We start from the raw sequence: 17,237 nt of genomic DNA, 5'->3' as shown, positions 1-17,237 counted from the left end.
TTTCTATTTTGCTGCCTTGTAGCCCAATTCCGCGCCTCCGCTTACCGGCAAGATGGTTCCTGTGATAAACCTGGCTTTATCCGAGATCAGAAAAACACAGGCATCTGCAATTACATCACCTTTCGGACAATATCCAAGTGGGTGTATATCATCCAGGTACTTCTCCATAGACTGAGGATCGGCTTGTTCCTCGTTCCATTGTTTCAATAATGGGGTCCATACACCTGCTGGCAACACCGCATTTACGCGGATGTGATGTGGTGCATAATCCAGCGCCATAGATTTCGTCAGTGCATTCATACCGCCTTTCGTTGCGGTATAAGCAGCATGATTTTCCTGCCCTATTTCACCGACAAGACTACTGGTGTTCAAAATACAGCCTTTACTTTTTTTCAGGGCTTCAAAACCGAACCTGCTGGTATAAAGCACACTTTTCAAATTCACATTCATCAATTGGTCCCATTCTTCATCACTGGTTTCATGTAGCGGTTTAGACGGGCTGGCAATACCCGCATTGTTATGGATGGCATTTATTTTACCATACTTAATCAGTGTCCGGCTAATCGCTTTAGCAACCTGAGCAGCATTCGATACGTCACATAAAATCCCAAGGTGTTGTTCGCCCAGCGTTGCGGCCACGACTTCCGGATCGCCCGAAGACGCCGCTATAACGACACTGGCACCAGCCCTGGCATAAGCTTTTGCACATTCCAAACCAATCCCCATCGAACCGCCCGTAAGGAAAATAACCTGATTTTCTAATAATTGCATATCCAACTGTATTAATCTTTCAAATCACAACTGCTTCCAGGTTCCATCGGCGTTTTATAGACGGCCCCTTCAACCCTAACAGGGTTTACAAAATGCTTTTGTAAATGTGGTATGTGTTCCAGGAATAAAGCTTCATGCCCCATACTGATATGATTGAACAACACCAGATGCTGGTGCAACTGCCCCATATCCCCTACATGTGGCACAACCGGTACATTATACTTCCGGCAAAGCAGGCTGATCGTAATAAACTCACTTACTCCGCCCACCCTCACGGCATCAGCCTGAATAAAGCCTGCCGATCCAGTTTGCAGGTAATTTTTAAAAATAATACGGTTCGGCACATGCTCTCCCAGTGCCAGCTTGGTAGGTGCTATCGCATCTGCCAATGTTTTGTGCGCCAGAATATCATCAGGATGTGTAGGTTCCTCTATCCAGTAGGGGTTCATTCCCTGTAGTTCCTTGCATATTTTAAGTGCCTGTGGAAGTGTCCACTGCTGGTTGGCATCCAACATTACCTTCACTGCATCAGCTGCAACCTCGCGAACGATATGCGCACGTCGTATATCTCTTTGAGGATCGGCACTTCCAACTTTCAACTTCATTGCAGTAAATCCTTCTGCGATAGCTTTCTTACAATTCTCTCTCACCTTCTCATCAGAATAATTAAACCATCCTATGGAAGTATCATAACCGGGATACCCGACAGTTGTAATTTTCTGCCTGTCTTCCTTTCCTGTTTGATTATCGGTTAATAGCTGAAGTGCTTGTTCTGCAGTCAATTCATCTTCAAGGTAGGATAAATCCAGCGTGTTCAGGATTTCCTGCGGCGACAATTCAGTAAGTAATTTCCAAAGTGGCAATCCTCTTTTTTTCGCCCAAAGGTCATAGCAGGCATTGGTTACTGATGCAAGTGCGAGATGTACTACCCCTTTGTGGGGGCCCAGCCAGCGGAACTGTTGTTCATTGCTCAGCGCATGAAATACTGCTCCGAAATCAGACATCAATTCCTCTATATCTCTTCCCTTTAATTGTTCAGCATAAAACTCCGCTGCCTTACATACCAGATCATTACCTTCTCCTAAAGTAAAAGCAAAGCCTGTTCCGACTAAACCACTGTCATCAATCAAGCTGGTTACGGCATAAGAATATATGGGATCACGGTGGATAGCATCACTTCCTGCCCCCGGCGCCAGCGGGAATCTGGCATCCCTGATCTGAATCTTTTTAATCATCTGTTATTGGGTATTAAATTACTGGTAAATTTTCTGCATTGGTATTCAATTCCAATACAATTACAGCATCGTTTTCGTCAGGAAGAACTTGTGGTAACTGCAGGGTAACGACACCGTTTGCATCCTGATCAAAATCCACTTTACCTCCTTTAACAAAGCCTGCACTATTTACCTTTACATCTTTTAAAGCAGGTAATGCAAGCGTTGGCGACTTTCTTTCAAAAACATGAATGTAAAGTCTGTTTCCCTTTCTGGTTGCGGCAAAAACTTCATTGGGTTTAAAAGGACCTCCTTTGGTACCATAAATGCTTTCTCCATATATTTTAAGCCAGTCACCCATTTCCTTTAAGCGTGCTACCTGGCGTGCTTCTATGCGTCCATCCAGCATCGGACCTACATTAAACAATAGGTTTCCATTACCTCCCGAAGTCTTCGCAAGAGTTTGAATACATTGTTTCAGGGTTTTCATTTTATCATTCGGTTTCCAGGCCCATTGATTGCAAATGGTCATACAGGTTTCCCATGGATCCTTCATATTGAGTTCCCCAATCTTTTGTTCCGGTGTCGCATAATCACCCAATATAGCAGGAGAAAGCTTTGGATGTTCGTTATTGGCACCCAGGCGATTATTGATGATCACATTAGGATCCAGCTTTTTGAGCATCTTGTAGATATCTACCCCATATTCGTTTTTCCAGGGACTTTCCCAGTTTCCATCAAACCAAAGCATATAAGGGTGGTAGCGCTTTACGATCTCCGTCAACTCATCCTTCATCGTCTTCACAAACTTGTTCATATCGGCGTCAGTCCTCATCTCCTTAGCCCCCGAAACAGGGACAGGATAATTGGGATCACGCCAGTCAAGAACGGTAAAATAAACACAAAACTTGATGCCATACTTTTTACAGGCTTTGGCCAGTTCGCCCACCACATCCTTTTTAAAAGGTGTATTCATAATGTTGTAGTCCGAAACTGCAGTCGGCCAAAGACAGAAGCCATCATGGTGCTTCGCAGTGATGGTCAAGTACTTCATCCCTGCATCTTTTGCTGTTTTTACCCACTCATCGGCTTTAAACAAAACAGGATTAAATTCTTTATAAAGATTGTCGTATTCCTCAGCCGGCACAGTGGTGCTCCTGCTCCATCCAATCTCTGTACCACGGAGTGCTACAGGTCCCCAATGGATAAACATCCCAAACCGCTGATCCATAAAATCATCCATTACGGCTTTCGGGGTTTTTATTGAAGAGTCAACTAAAGGCGCCTGGGCCTGTGCCTGGCCAGCCAAAAGGACAATTACCAGTAAATTAAAGAAAAGTTTCATTTGGTTAGTGTTAAGTTAAACCAAAAGTAGGATCGCATCAGCAATCCTGCAATAAACTATTTCTCTATTGTAGTGGATTATTCTATTGAAATATGATAGAAACCAACAGGCTTTGTTGCTGCAAGAATATTGATTTTAACCTTTTGAGCCTGAACCGGATTTTTTAGCTTAAAAGTCAGACATGCTCCGATCGTCGTTCCCTCATGAATCGTTTTCCACGAACTGCCAATATAAGCCTCCACATTAAACGCAGTTGTTCTAAAGCTGCGTTCCGAAGAAAACCCATCACCCAGGTCTTTCACGTCTGCGTACTCCAGCAGAGAGATCTGCCTAACTTTCTGAGGCTTTTTAAAGCTGATTTCAAGTGATGATTTGTCCTCCGCAGCCATCCAATAACTCTCCATATCTGTATCATTTGCTTTATCAGCAGGCTTTTCCGGTGCCGAACTGGTAGCTATTATCGGTTGCCCCATTGCCAAATTCACTTTTGCCTTAGGCAAAGGCTTCTTACCTCCACGGATCCCCAGCCTGTCTGCCAGCTCCAGCAAACGTTCACGCTCATTTGCCCTCTGCTGCCCTGTCTGATCAGGCGGGTAATTTAGCAGCAATACATTGTCATTGGAAGTACACCAGTAAAACAATTGCTCCAGTTCATCTAAGGGACGTGCAGCGATGATATCTTTCTTTTGAAACCAATTCCAACGGTCAGACAAGCAAATCGTATGTTCAAATGGCAAATAATAAGACTGCGTTCCATAGCTGTATATTTTCGGATCATCCGAGCGAACCAGGTTTGGGTCTTTTGTCCTGAAATCAACCGGGTAAAAACGGATGACATCCCCTTCTTTAAAGTTTCGGGGCTGTCCGATTCCTTTGGCATTCTGACCCACACCAATCGTATGATTAAAGGTAAAGGCACAATTGGGCTGTAACTTCTTGGTCAGTTCATACAAACCCGAAACATCCCAGTCCTCCGCTTTCCTATCCCAGGCACCGTCAAACCATAGCTCACAAACCGGACCGTAGTTAGTCAGCAGTTCGGTAAGCTGGTTTTTCATATACTTAATGTATTCTTTCTTATCAGCCGCCTTATACGAAGGTTCGTGCCTGTCCCACAGCGAATAATAGATCCCAAACTGGACTCCGTATTTTTTACATGCATCGGCTACCGCTTTCACCACATCGGTTTTTACCGGTGATGCTGCCACATCATAATCAGTATACTGACTGTTCCACAGGCAAAAGCCATCGTGGTGTTTCACTGTAAGCACTACATGACGGGCACCTGCCTCTTTAGCATCTGCAATCCATTGATCACAATTTAACGCAGTAGGCTGATAAGATGAGACAGGCAAAGTTCCATCCGACCATTCTGTCTGGTTGAAGGTATTGATCCCAAAATGCATAAATAACCCATAGCCTCTTTTGATCACCTGCTTTTGCAGCGGGTTAGGATTCGGATTAACGGATTGAGCCTGTACCGCAATATAAAACAAGAAAAAGCATAAGTAACTGAGGAAGTATTTCATGGTGTTTTTTTGTGTAGACTATGAGTGTGGTTTGGTGTCTTTAGTTCTCAGGTAACGGTATTGTTCGGGTGAGATCCCCATCAGCTTTTTAAAAATCCTGGAAAAATAATGCGGATCATCATAGCCAATCGAATAGGCAACTTCCTTGATTTTAAATCCCGGATCATAAAGCATCTGACAAGCCTTTTGCATTTTAAGCTGTATAAAATAATCTCCTGGCGGCATACCCGTAGCTTTTCTGAAAAGCGAAGAAAAGTAAGATGCAGACAGGTGGTTCAGGGCAGCAAACTCATCAATGTTGATGCGCTTTTGCAGGTTAGACCTCATGTAGTGAATGGTGCTGTTGATGACATCAGGCTGGCGCTCACCGGCAGATTTCAGGTGCTTTTCAGGATAGAAAAAAGTAGCTAAAAAATGATATAAGCAAAGGTTAGCATTGCAAAGATTGTCCTTACTGTATCCCATTTCCAGGCTCTGGTACATATTGTCCCAAATACCTATAGCTTTTTCATTAAATGTAATGTTTACGGGCCCGTTTTTCTCTTTTATGCTCAGCGATTTGTTAAAGGTCGCCATGTCCTTTCCGCTGTAATGCACCCAGTATATGGTCCATGGGTCTTCTTCATCAGCACCATAAAGCATGTATTCAGAAGTAGCCGGCAAATGGATAAACTGGTTAGGCCCTACCGTATATTTTTTGTTGCCAATCATATACCAGCCTTTTCCGCTCAGACAATAAATCAGGATGTTGTCATCACAACCTTTCTTGCGCTCACGGTAATGATAGGCTGCTTTCGGAAAGTAGCCAATATGTGTAATAAATAGCTGGCTCAGCAAAGGATTGGTCTGCCTGGCATTTTTATAAATACTGCCTGGTAAACTAATCAGTTTTTGTCCTTCAAAACCATCCTTTCGTTGATGAACCATATTTGTAAAAGTAAAAAAATAAGCAGGAAGAAGCTGCCAAGAGAACAGATTTTAAATCACAGGTACCTTAACCTGATTTAAGTGCCCGTTTCTTTTTCATATGACTTTCAAGCACCGATCCTTTATAACGTTCATGTCTGCGCAACTCATTGATATTAATGCGGAGCCGCGCGCCTTTCTGCCAAAGATACTTACCTGCAGTAAGCACTGTACCATTTAAAGCCTGTGCAATGCTGCTGTTATCTACCCCTGTTAGCTTACTGGCCATAAATGGATTTTCAAATGACCTAATCCATTTGCCATCGAGATCGTACTGTGAAATAGTCGTATCAAGCACGATTCTGGGATTGACTTTTATTTTCTTTTTGATTTCGCTGCTCCAGATGAATCCTCCGTATGTCAGGCCCCTGCCTTTTATCACTTTGCGGATTCCCTGATAATGTACTCCAACTGCACGGCCTGCTTCCTTTGTATCCACATATGAATTCACAAAATCTCCGTTTAAGTCGTATTGACCAACAACCTTTTGTTTTTTGCCCAGGGGAGAACTCCTGTGTAAGCGCCGTGAAGTTAAATCCGTAATATCGATTTGGGGGGCATTTCCACGCCTCCAGATGTAGCCATAAGCGGTGTGCACCTTTTTTGGAAGGAAAGCAGCGCCGGAAATATAGCTCCAACTTCCTCCAATAGCCTCCGCAGCAATCCTGGCATTCGAATAGGTTGCCAGCAATACTCCACTCAAACTATACCTGCTGATAGTTGAGATTGCTTTTTTTGGTATTTCTTCGTCGCTACTCATCCCTTAAAAGAAGTCCTTACCCTCTTATATTATTCGCTATAGTAATCAATTCTTATTGACAAATATATTTTAATTTATGAATCTTACCCAATTAAAATGGACTAGAATAAGAATAAAAAAGGGTGCCTTTAAAAAAGGCACCCAACCACACTAACCAACTAAAACTAATTGCAAAACGTTCTTTAAGCAATGATGACCATTATCGTTTAGTACTTTACAATTTTGAACTCCGTCCTTCTGTTTAACTGGTGGTCAGCTTCAGAACACTTCACCCCATTCCCGCAACGGTTTAACAACTGCGACTCTCCATAGCCTTTAGCCGTAATCCGGTTTTTACTAATTCCATGGTCAATAATGTATTGAACAGCTGAATTGGCCCGGCTTTGAGACAGCCATTGATTGTACTGGTCGTTACCACGGCTATCAGTGTGCGAGCCCAGCTCAATCCACATTGTAGGATTTTCCTGCATAATTTTCACCAGCTTATCCAGCTCTATTGCTGCATCAGGACGTATATTAGACTTATCAAAATCATAGTAAATATTCTCCAGACGGATAGGCTTGTTGAGCTCAACAGGCACCAGGTAAAAATCCTTGACCAAAGAAACCCGGGTTACAAAACTCGTATCTGCACTTCTGAAATTTGTCTTTTCTGCCAGTACATTATAGGAAACCTCCCTATCTATGTTAAAAGAATAGTAACCGCTTTCATCGGTACTTACTTTTAATGTTTGTCCGTCGTTATTTTTCAATGTAACCAATGCCTGACTTAATGGTAAACCTGTTTTCTTATTGTACACACGTCCCTCCAGCTTAATGGCCTGGATAATCTGACGGGTGATGCTGTATATATCATCACTACCCAGGCCTTCTGACCGGTTGGACGACAGATAGCCCGCTGTAGCGGTATACATATTGAACGCAAAATCATCCTGAGGGGAATTTACGGGATAGCCCTGATTTAATGGCTTACCAAAACCACTGCCCTGGGCGGCGGACTTGAATACATCTAAACCACCCATACCAGCCAGTCCGTCACTGCTAAAGTAGAAATCTCCAGCCTCATCAGCAGAGGGGCTACGTTCATTACCTCCGGTGTTCAATGAGCTCATGTTGTTCGCCATCAACCATTCACCTTCACCACCTCTGTGAACCGAGTAAATGTCTGTCCCGCCTTTGCCTCCGGGCATATCGGATACAAAATACAAAGTCTTACCGTCCTTGCTGATAAATGGGTCGCCGACAGAGTAAGCATTCGGACTGTTGTACTTAAAAGCTACCGGCTTACCCCATTTGCCATCTTCAGCTTTTTTACTGCTGTAGATCTCCACTTTTACTGTCGCCATTCCGCCTTTACCATATTGCAGGTCTTTTGGAATGCGGGTTAATGTAAAAAACATTTCTTTACCGTCACTGGTAAAACTTGCTGCACCTACGTGGTAACTGGTGCCGGCATCAAATGGAAATAAAGCTAAATTATCGGTATTCCCTGCGTTTTGAAATTCATAAAGGCGCAGGTAGGAATTACCGGTCCAGCCGTAGACATTCTTATCCGGGGTCTTTCCTGAATCAAACTTTAAAAAAGGCCGGCCACCTCCTTTTTGCGAATCTGCTCGTACTCCCCTGTCTGAGGTAAAGGTGACCAGTCCATTATTTAAAACTGCTCCCCAATCAGAAAATGTACTATTCATTTCCCTGACATTCTGAATGTTAATGGACACAGGATGTTGCATCCATTTCTGAGCCGAATCACAGGACTGAAGCCATAACGCCTGCTGGGCGGGGGCAACATCCTTTTTCAGGTCTATATATTTTTTAAATTGGCTTTTAGCCTCACTGTATTTACTGTTATTGACTAATGATTTTGCATACCCCAGCACATGCTCAGGCTTACTGCCTATCATACCCGAAGCAATGGCGTACCAGCTTTCAGCCTCCTTATAATTCCTGGTATGGCTATAGCTTTCGGCCAAACGTTCGGCGGCATGCAAGGTGTTTTTCTTAGCATAAGCCTGTTCATATAAATCAATCGCCCTGACATAGTTGTATAAATTATATTGCGCATCAGCCTCGTTAAGTACATACTGCGATTTTGCAGGTATACAGAACAGCAACAATGCAGATATACTGATCAATAAGCTTCTTTTCATCTTTTCTTCTTCTTTTAAATCCTGTTTAGAAATAACGGGGGGTAAGCATCCTGGTGTTTTTCTTATTGAAGTAATAGCCGACAGAAATTTCATGTGTGCCTCCACTATAACCCCTTAATGCGCCTACAGAAAAATCATAAGCATATCCCACCCTTAGGTTCTTAATTGGGAATACCTCCATTGCTGCAACTGCAGAGTTCTGGTTGCTCAGGTTTTTATCGAGATAGCTTTTGTCATACAGCTTCACTCCGGTACGGTAGGAACCACCTACCCAAATCATATCATTGAATAACACGAAAGCATTGACATCCAAACTTGTAGGACCTGCACGATCATCCTTTAACAGGAACGAAGGTTTGAGCTGTATACCTTCTGACAAAGGGACTAGCATACCTGCAGTTAAATAATAATGGGGCTTAGGTTGTGCAATAAAACCATCTGCCTCTACTTTAATGGCCTGTGCAATCATATTGTCGGCAGAAAAGCCCGCATAAAAACGACTATTGGAATAATATACACCTGCACGTGCATCTGGTACAACTTTACTTTGTACACCCGCCGGCTGGTACATCTCAGGATCATTTGGATTCAATTTAGATCCGTCTATTCCCATCTGAACCAGACCGACACCTACTCCAAAAGCAAGACGAGAGGTGCCATCTTCGTTCAATTTCAAACGATAAGCGTAATTCCCGTAGGCCGTCAAATTACTCTGTGCACCAAGACGGTCGCTGGCAACCTGCAGGGCCAAGCCCACATTACCATCATTGGCTATCGCATCAACAGCCAGCGACATGCTTCTTGGACCACCTGTAATTCCTGTCCATTGCGCGCGGTAAAAACTATGCACATTCAGTTGTTCTTTATAGCCGGCATAAGCAGGATTAATGTAAATCCCATTGAACATATACTGACTGTATTGGGCATCCTGCTGCGCATCGGCACGCTGTACTCCAAATAGCAGTAATGCTGCTATTAATATCTTAAATTTTCTCATTGTTACTTATTAAATGCCCTGATCAGTGTGATGTAACCTTTAAAGATCTTCCAGTCACTGTTCAGGCTTTCTTTCACCCGTAATACATAGTAGTAAGTACCTTCGTTCAGGCCTTCTCCTGCCCAGGTATTCCTGTAATTGGTTTGTTTGAATACCTCATTTCCCCAGCGGTTTACAATAACCAGGTCATTTGCTGCAAACAACTCAATACCGCGTACCTCGAATACGTCATTGTTACCATCTCCATTTGGCGTAAATAAGTTAGGAATCATCAGCGTCGAACCTGAGACACCATACTTGGTAAACCAGCTGCTATTGCCGGCCATATCCGATACCACATTAACCCCTAAACCCGTATGAACGCCCGACTGGGGATTGGTTGTTTTTAGAAAATCCCATTTGGATCCACTTAAATATTGCGAAACAGCTGCATTTGGATCTTTAAATAATTGGCCGTTGGTATTCTGATTGTGTTGCAGGGTCATATCAACCCGCAATGGCTTATTGCCATAGATCTGCCAGCTCCTGTCCATACCCAGTTCAGGCTTTAAACCTTTACTGAATGTGGTCGACCCGCTATAATTCTGAACGCTTACAAACAATGTCCCAGCGCTCAGCGGGCTAAGTGTTGCCGGGGTATAATCTCCTTCGGCAATACCTACAGGAAATACGAAAGATGATCCCGTAGCATACTCTTTGATCATATGACCATCTGTACTGTTACTGGTCACCACCATCCTATCGGCATTATAATTACTGATCTTACCAGCTGAATTAAAAGCAAGGTTATGTCCGTTCAGGATGATGTCGGCGTTATTGACTGACAGCGCTATCTCTTTACCAATATTTAAAGCGGCGGCCGTTGCACCCGTAGGGTTTACAGTTTTATAACCCGGGTCTGATACCTCGGCCAGAACCAGATTTTCTGCATTGCGGTGCTCTATCAGCAGGTCAATAAAAGCCCCATTATTGCCATCTATTTTTGTAGGGCCACTGGCCATGTCTACATAAAATGGATTTGCCCCGGGATTGTAAATTACAATCTTGCCACCGCCCCTAAAAGTAGCTCCCGGTGCAATCCATATGTTTTTACTGTAAATCTCCAGAACACCTTCAATTACCCATTCGGCCTGAGGACCGAAGTAACTGCCTTCAGAAAAACGCTGTTCGATAGTTCCAGCAGCTATCGTGACAACCGAATTGTCCACTGTTGTGCTCCCTGAACCCGTCTGGGCTTGTACAGCACTACGGAAAAGGAATGGTGCAACGAGAATTAGCGTATATAATATTTTAATTTTCATACCTTATTTCCAAAAGTTCCAAAGTTTACCATCAAAAACAGCTAGTGATTTACTGATCGTATCATAACACATCATACCAGGATAAGGGCCTTTAACGGTTAGATGAGGATTAGCAACCTTAGGTAAAATCATTGCTTTATCTGAAGCTTCTAATACCAGCACACCATCGGCTGTTGTTGTACGATTTCCTATAATGGTTTTTTTACCATTATCCACATTTCCACTGTAAGGTACAATCGCTGTAGTACTACCAGCTTCTGACAAATCTATCCAGGCACCATTTTGGTACATTTTGATTTTTTGATCTATTTTATATAATAAAAAAGTTCCATTAGCTGGTGTTGCCGGCAAGGTTTCTACAGCCGGGAGAATGATACCTTTAGTAGTACCCGCAGCAAAGTCGATCACGGATGAACCATCGGCAGTTCTTTTCTCTATAGCTGTTTGGGCTTTTAAGCCAACACTATAGCTAAACAATAAAATCGATAGTATTAAAATTCGTTTCATGCTATTTGTTTTAAATAATTAATTACAGCTTTTTTGCAAACAATTCCAGATTGTGCCATTGTACAGCTTTATACATGAGGCAGCGATATCATAAATCAACATTCCTTCAATAGGTGATAAAATAGCTGCTGACGACGACACCCTGGTGATTACAAATCCCTTATTCTTAGATTCAATGGCAATAAACCCATTTGGCACATTACCAGGCCATCCATTGGCAAAACCTTCTAAATTGGAAATACCCGTTTTTGTGTAAGCATCAGGAGTACCGGCAAGAGGAAATTTACCGCATAAAGTAATGGTTATGATTTGAGTTTGACATAGCGTTGGACTTGTACCGTTGACACAGGTCTGATAGTTTACTACATAAACTCCTCCAGGTACAGTGTTTGCAACATTAACCGCACCAGTAGTAGTATTTAATGTAATACCTGCCGGCCAAACACCTGATTGGCTTATTGTAACCAAGCCTGGCGTCGTTCCAATAACCGGAACTACATTATCTAACAAATCGTTGACAAGGATGTTAGCTGTAGTAAATGCGACACCTGTAATTCCCTGATAATTATCAGCGTTTAAGACCAGGCTATAACAAGCAGGATCCTTTAAATTAACATTTGCTGAATTGCCCAAGCTTTGGCCAATTGTATTGCTGCCATTATCAGCTGTTCCGCCTGTGTTAACTAAGTTTGGTACACCATTAGCATTGACACCGCCTGTTGTAGCAATATTAATACTTCCATCGGGATTCAACTGAGCCTTGGTTACATTTTCACTACCTTCTATGGCATCAGGGCAACCGTCTCCATCCGAATCTAAATCTAAATAATCTGGTTTCCCATCATTATCGGTATCCTTTTCACAATTTATAATACTAACCTTCCTAACAAAAACATCTCTACCAGTGCTACCCAAAGTACCTGTTACAGTGGAAATAAATTCAATTGTGACACTCGTACCGGTGGGTGTAAAACCAATACTTTCACCTTGTACAGCAAAATTTATATCGACACCTGCTGTTTTGCTATAGTAACTAATTCCATCTATAGTCACACTAAGCGTATTAGGATTTGTATTTGTTAGACCTAAAGCAAAAGCATCAAAGGTTAGGGCATAGGTTTTACCAGGTATAAGGCCATTTACTGTTTGTTTAATCGTATGCACCCCAGGTCCATCATAAGATGATTCTATGGCGATACCAGAACTTGCTATCCAGCCATTTGGATTTGGGTCTCTTGTCCAGCCAGTAAAACTTACCCCTGGCCCATTAAATCCATTTATAACTTTTTCTACAGGACCACACTCGTTAGCATCTAAAATCCCATCATTATCATCGTCCAAATCGCAAAAATCAAATATTCCATCTTTATCAGTATCAATTGTTCCACAAACACCAATTGGCTGACCACATAATGCACTATTTAGTGTTACTGTTGCAAGTCTTGTAACACAATTACCCCAAGATATTTTACAAGTATAAACACCATCATTAGCCGCCAAGTAAGAGGCAAATTCATAAAATCGTGTATTAGAAAGCACTGTTCCTGCAGAATTTATCCATTGGTAAGTTGCACCAGCATATTCGGGCATAGATAAAGTGTAAGGAGATCCAATGCAAGGCTGTGCGTTATTATTTGTAGTTAACACACCCACCGTTTTAATTTGCACAGTAGTGGGAAAGTTTCCGCCACAGGCATCTTTCAAATTCACTTCATAAGTGGTGTTTGCAACTAAATTATCAATCTGTAAGCTAGAATTTGATGTATTGATAACGGTATAGGCAGCACTCGAACCCTGAACCCTGTATTGCACCGTAAATGGAGCAACACCCGCTAAATTTAAATAAACAGAGCCCGTTGTTAGAGGAGTTCCTGCACCACTTTCGCAAATCACCCCGGTACTTGATGTAATTTTAGGACCGGTCGTAGAATTTGTTAAGGTTACCGTGCTACCCGGTATATAATAAGTGGAATTACACGCCACAACTTTTATCCTGGTAGTATAGGTACCGGCAGGAATGTTCGTGAAATTTCCCAGCACATGTGACGCGACTACCAAGCCCGATAGATTTAGCAATTCTACGGTATTTGTATAGGCACCATTGTATATTTTATTAGAATTAATATTTCCACCACCCGAACAAAAAGAGGTGCCTGTTGAGCTTAAGGATTGTTTCAATAAACCAGGATCTGAAGCAGAAATAGTTAAGGGATAAAATTTTTCAACCCCACAACTTTTTACAGAGACGCTATACGTTCCTGGCGCCATATTGGTCCATCCATAATATTGGCCATCAATTAGTGAAGCACTAACTCCAACGTTGGAAGGTCCGCTAACAATTTTTACAACAGCATTTGCCCTATCTGGTATATAGCCCGAAAATTGAATAACCGCTTGCACTGTACCCGTAGTTATTAATGGTTGTAAAGGGTCGCATCTCCAATTTGTAGTTTGATAAATAGACAATACTGGTGTACCGCTACTTACTGGACTAGTTACTGTTTTAGTTAACGATTCACCACACTGATCTGTTGCGGTTACCGTATAAGTTCCTAAAGGAAGGTTTGTAAAATTTGCAATACCGTAATAATCAACGGTAACTGGAGCACCTACCTGAACATTAGCAGCATTTTTTATGATTACCGTAACGGGAAATTTCCAATAAAACTGCTCAACAAAACTGGCAGAGATAGACATGGTTTCTGCAGCACCACAACCGGCATTACCAGAGGTAGCTAGAAAATTATTAAACTCAGGGTTTGCTTCTAAATATGTTAAATCATGTATATAAGACGCTGTTAAACCACAAGCATTTGTAGTAGTTATATAATATATATGGCTTGTTGATTCAGTATAAGCAATAGGGTTACCCGTATAAGTTCCATTAAATAAAATGGCGCCTGAAGCATTAGTATCCCTAATTTCCATTTTAATACCCGGGCTTAAATAATCATTTACAGAAACCGAATTGCCTGTAGTTGCGCCAAAACCATACCAAGCATACATTTCTGCTTTTTTAGGGCTATTTGGGGCGCAAATTTTTCTTGATCTCCAGAAAAACTTAATCGGCTCTAATGTAGGTGTTAACGTTTTCGTAAATGTTTTGTAATTTCCACACGCATCTTTTACACGGATCTGATAGGTACCAAATGCAGTAACATTTTTCGTGTTACTCGTAGTATATACACTAGAAGCATCAGCATAGGCTGGATCGTTTGATAAAACAAAAGAGTATTGATAAGGTCCGGTTCCGCCTATAACACTACCCACGGTTAAGGTACCTCCCTGGGTAAAATTAGTACAGAGATTAGAAACAACAATACTAGCATCGCTTATAGACACATAGCTATCTGCAACCGTAACATTAGGATTAGCAGAATAGACAATACTGTTATTATTTGAACAAACAATTTTCACCTCATAGTCAGTTCCGGGCTGTAAATTTGTAAAAGTGTAAGGACTTACAGGATTATTAACAGCCTGTTGTATGGAGCCTCCTTTAATTAGCTGAATGGTAATATTTGTAGCACTACTAAATGTAGCTTTAATGGTACCATTGCCGGCACAGGTATTTGGTGTTGTAGTAATAGTTGCAGTTACACTTCCTGCAGCGGAACATTGAGCGAATCCTGAATTGCCTGCAAAAAACACCAATACCATTACTGAAATTCCAAATACTATTTTTTGGATGGATAAGCTTAATCTCTCCTTGACAGCAGTGGAAAAAAATTGCAGTACAACTCCCGCTAAGGGTAATGTATTCATTAACATTTGTTTCATTATGTATTTTGTTAACCTTATCATGTTTACCATTTTGGTTAGGGATATTTTAGAATCACTTGACTGATATCCATGTCAAGTGATTCTAAAAAATAAAAACTATTTTTTATTGATCAATTGCTCTAATCTGATCAGTCGATCTTCTAAAGATTTAGTCCTTTCTTGAAGCACTTTAATTTCTTCGTCTTTCTCCGTCATCTTAGTATTTATCTCAATTACATGGAGATATAACTCTTCTAATTTTTCCAGCTGTTGCATGGATAATTGAGTCAAATCAAGCGTATAACCATTTTCAGTTTTCGTAATATCTTTTATTGGTGTTACACCTGGCAAGTGTTTATTTGCCTTGATAAATTCAGCAACTTCTTTCAGTGACTTAAATTTATATTTATCATAGATCTTAGAGAATCCATCAAAATAATAGTCAAAAACATAATCGGCATAGACACTATTGGTAGTGTATATTTTACCAGTAGTAGAAATATCACCCGCTACATGGAATTTTGGGTTTACAGTTACAGCGCCAACCGTGATGGCTGGAATAGTATTTACCCCAATCGCCACGCTACCCGTTTGATAGATATCATCTCCATTAGCTGTTGCTTTATTGGTAGTGGTTTGTATTTGCCAAGGCTCCACTTTAAGAGGCGTTAGATCTATAGTTGGATTATTAGCCTGCTCATTAGTATAAGTTAAGATACTTGTTGTTGAATTAAATGCCAACGTCGTATTGGTTTGAGCAGCAGGAGTAACTGAAATGGTTCCAGTTCCATCAATTGTTAATCCTGTTCCTGGTTTCACGACTCCTAAAGTAGTGCCAGTTGCTGTAGCAACATTCACCTTATAGGCATTGCCGGTTACGCCACCACCAGTAACGGTTGTATTTAAGCCATTTTCCAAAAGACCTCCTTGACCTTGTGGTCCAACCGGGCCAGCTACTCCGTTGTCTCCTTTCGGCCCTTTAATATTTCCTGTTACAGTCCAGGTACCGTTTACGTTTGTATAAATATCACCTGTAGTCGTGTTCACATAAGTATCGCCATTGTTGCCTCCGGTTGGAACACCAGTTCCGCTCGTGATTGATTTACCATCAACACCATTTGTTCCATTAGTTCCTGCAGGTCCTGTTGCACCAACTGCTCCCGCCGGACCTGCTGCTCCGTTGTCTCCTTTCGGACCTTTAATATTTCCTGTTACAGTCCAGGTACCGTTTACGTTTGTATAAACATCACCTGTAGTGGTATTCACATAAGTATCGCCATTGTTGCCTCCGGTTGGAACACCAGTTCCGCTCGTGATTGATTTACCATCAACACCATTTGTTCCATTAGTTCCTGCAGGTCCTGTTGCACCAACTGCTCCCGCCGGACCTGCTGCTCCGTTGTCTCCTTTCGGACCTTTGATATTTCCTGTTACAGTCCAGGTACCGTTTACGTTTGTATAAACATCACCTGTAGTCGTGTTCACATAAGTATCGCCATTGGCGCCTGTTCCAGCTCCAGGAGCACCAGTACCGCCCGTAATTGATTTACCATCAATACCGTTTTTACCGTCTATACCATTGTCTCCTTTCGGACCTTTGATATTTCCTGTTACAGTCCAGGTACCGTTTACATTCGTATAAACCTCACCAGTAGTCGTGTTCACATAAGTATCTCCATTGTTGCCTGTTCCAGCCCCTGGAGCACCAGTACCTCCAGTAATTGATTTACCATCAATACCGTTTTTACCGTCTATACCATTGTCTCCTTTCGGACCTTTGATATTTCCTGTTACAGTCCAGGTTCCGTTTACGTTTGTATAAACATCACCTGTAGTCGTGTTCACATAAGTATCGCCATTGGCGCCTGTTCCAGCCCCTGGAGCACCAGTACCTCCAGTAATTGATTTACCATCAATACCGTTTTTACCGTCTAT

Annotated in this window: 12 protein-coding genes; all 12 read right to left on the bottom strand. The window is 41.9% G+C overall.

The window, feature by feature from the left end:
* Positions 1-3 precede the first annotated feature (3 nt).
* Complete coding sequence (locus FA047_RS00055; protein WP_136833952.1) at positions 4-771, bottom strand: SDR family NAD(P)-dependent oxidoreductase; 768 nt, start codon at positions 769-771, stop codon at positions 4-6.
* 11 nt (positions 772-782) lie between these two features.
* Positions 783-2,006, bottom strand: coding sequence for an enolase C-terminal domain-like protein (locus FA047_RS00050; RefSeq protein WP_136833951.1), 1,224 nt, complete (start codon positions 2,004-2,006; stop codon positions 783-785).
* 13 nt (positions 2,007-2,019) lie between these two features.
* Complete coding sequence (locus tag FA047_RS00045; protein ID WP_136833950.1) at positions 2,020-3,330, bottom strand: alpha-L-fucosidase; 1,311 nt, start codon at positions 3,328-3,330, stop codon at positions 2,020-2,022.
* Positions 3,331-3,407: 77 nt separating this feature from the next.
* Positions 3,408-4,859, bottom strand: coding sequence for an alpha-L-fucosidase (locus tag FA047_RS00040; RefSeq protein ID WP_136833949.1), 1,452 nt, complete (start codon positions 4,857-4,859; stop codon positions 3,408-3,410).
* Between the two features lie 18 nt (positions 4,860-4,877).
* A complete protein-coding gene (locus FA047_RS00035) occupies positions 4,878-5,786 on the bottom strand; it encodes an AraC family transcriptional regulator (RefSeq protein ID WP_136833948.1) in 909 nt (302 codons plus the stop codon).
* 67 nt (positions 5,787-5,853) lie between these two features.
* On the bottom strand, positions 5,854-6,585 hold the full coding sequence (locus FA047_RS00030; protein ID WP_136833947.1) for an NUMOD1 domain-containing DNA-binding protein: 732 nt from the start codon (positions 6,583-6,585) through the stop codon (positions 5,854-5,856).
* Between the two features lie 206 nt (positions 6,586-6,791).
* Positions 6,792-8,735, bottom strand: coding sequence for an OmpA family protein (locus tag FA047_RS00025; RefSeq protein ID WP_136833946.1), 1,944 nt, complete (start codon positions 8,733-8,735; stop codon positions 6,792-6,794).
* 25 nt (positions 8,736-8,760) lie between these two features.
* Positions 8,761-9,732 carry a PorP/SprF family type IX secretion system membrane protein gene (locus FA047_RS00020; protein ID WP_136833945.1) on the bottom strand — a complete coding sequence of 324 codons (972 nt, stop codon included), beginning with the start codon at positions 9,730-9,732 and terminating at the stop codon, positions 8,761-8,763.
* Between the two features lie 2 nt (positions 9,733-9,734).
* Entirely contained in the window at positions 9,735-11,033 is a 1,299-nt protein-coding gene (locus FA047_RS00015; protein WP_136833944.1) for a gliding motility-associated C-terminal domain-containing protein, read from the bottom strand.
* 3 nt (positions 11,034-11,036) lie between these two features.
* Positions 11,037-11,540, bottom strand: a complete 504-nt coding sequence (locus FA047_RS00010) for a hypothetical protein (RefSeq protein ID WP_136833943.1) — start codon at positions 11,538-11,540, stop codon at positions 11,037-11,039.
* Positions 11,541-11,558: 18 nt separating this feature from the next.
* Complete coding sequence (locus FA047_RS00005) at positions 11,559-15,320, bottom strand: hypothetical protein (RefSeq protein ID WP_136833942.1); 3,762 nt, start codon at positions 15,318-15,320, stop codon at positions 11,559-11,561.
* Between the two features lie 99 nt (positions 15,321-15,419).
* Positions 15,420-17,237: hypothetical protein (locus tag FA047_RS20370; RefSeq protein WP_394347547.1), on the bottom strand; the 1,818-nt coding region annotated here is incomplete at its 5' end.

The organism is Pedobacter frigoris (genome assembly GCF_005116445.1).
GTDB lineage: Bacteria > Bacteroidota > Bacteroidia > Sphingobacteriales > Sphingobacteriaceae > Pedobacter > Pedobacter frigoris.
This window is presented reverse-complemented; position numbering and strand designations above follow the sequence as displayed.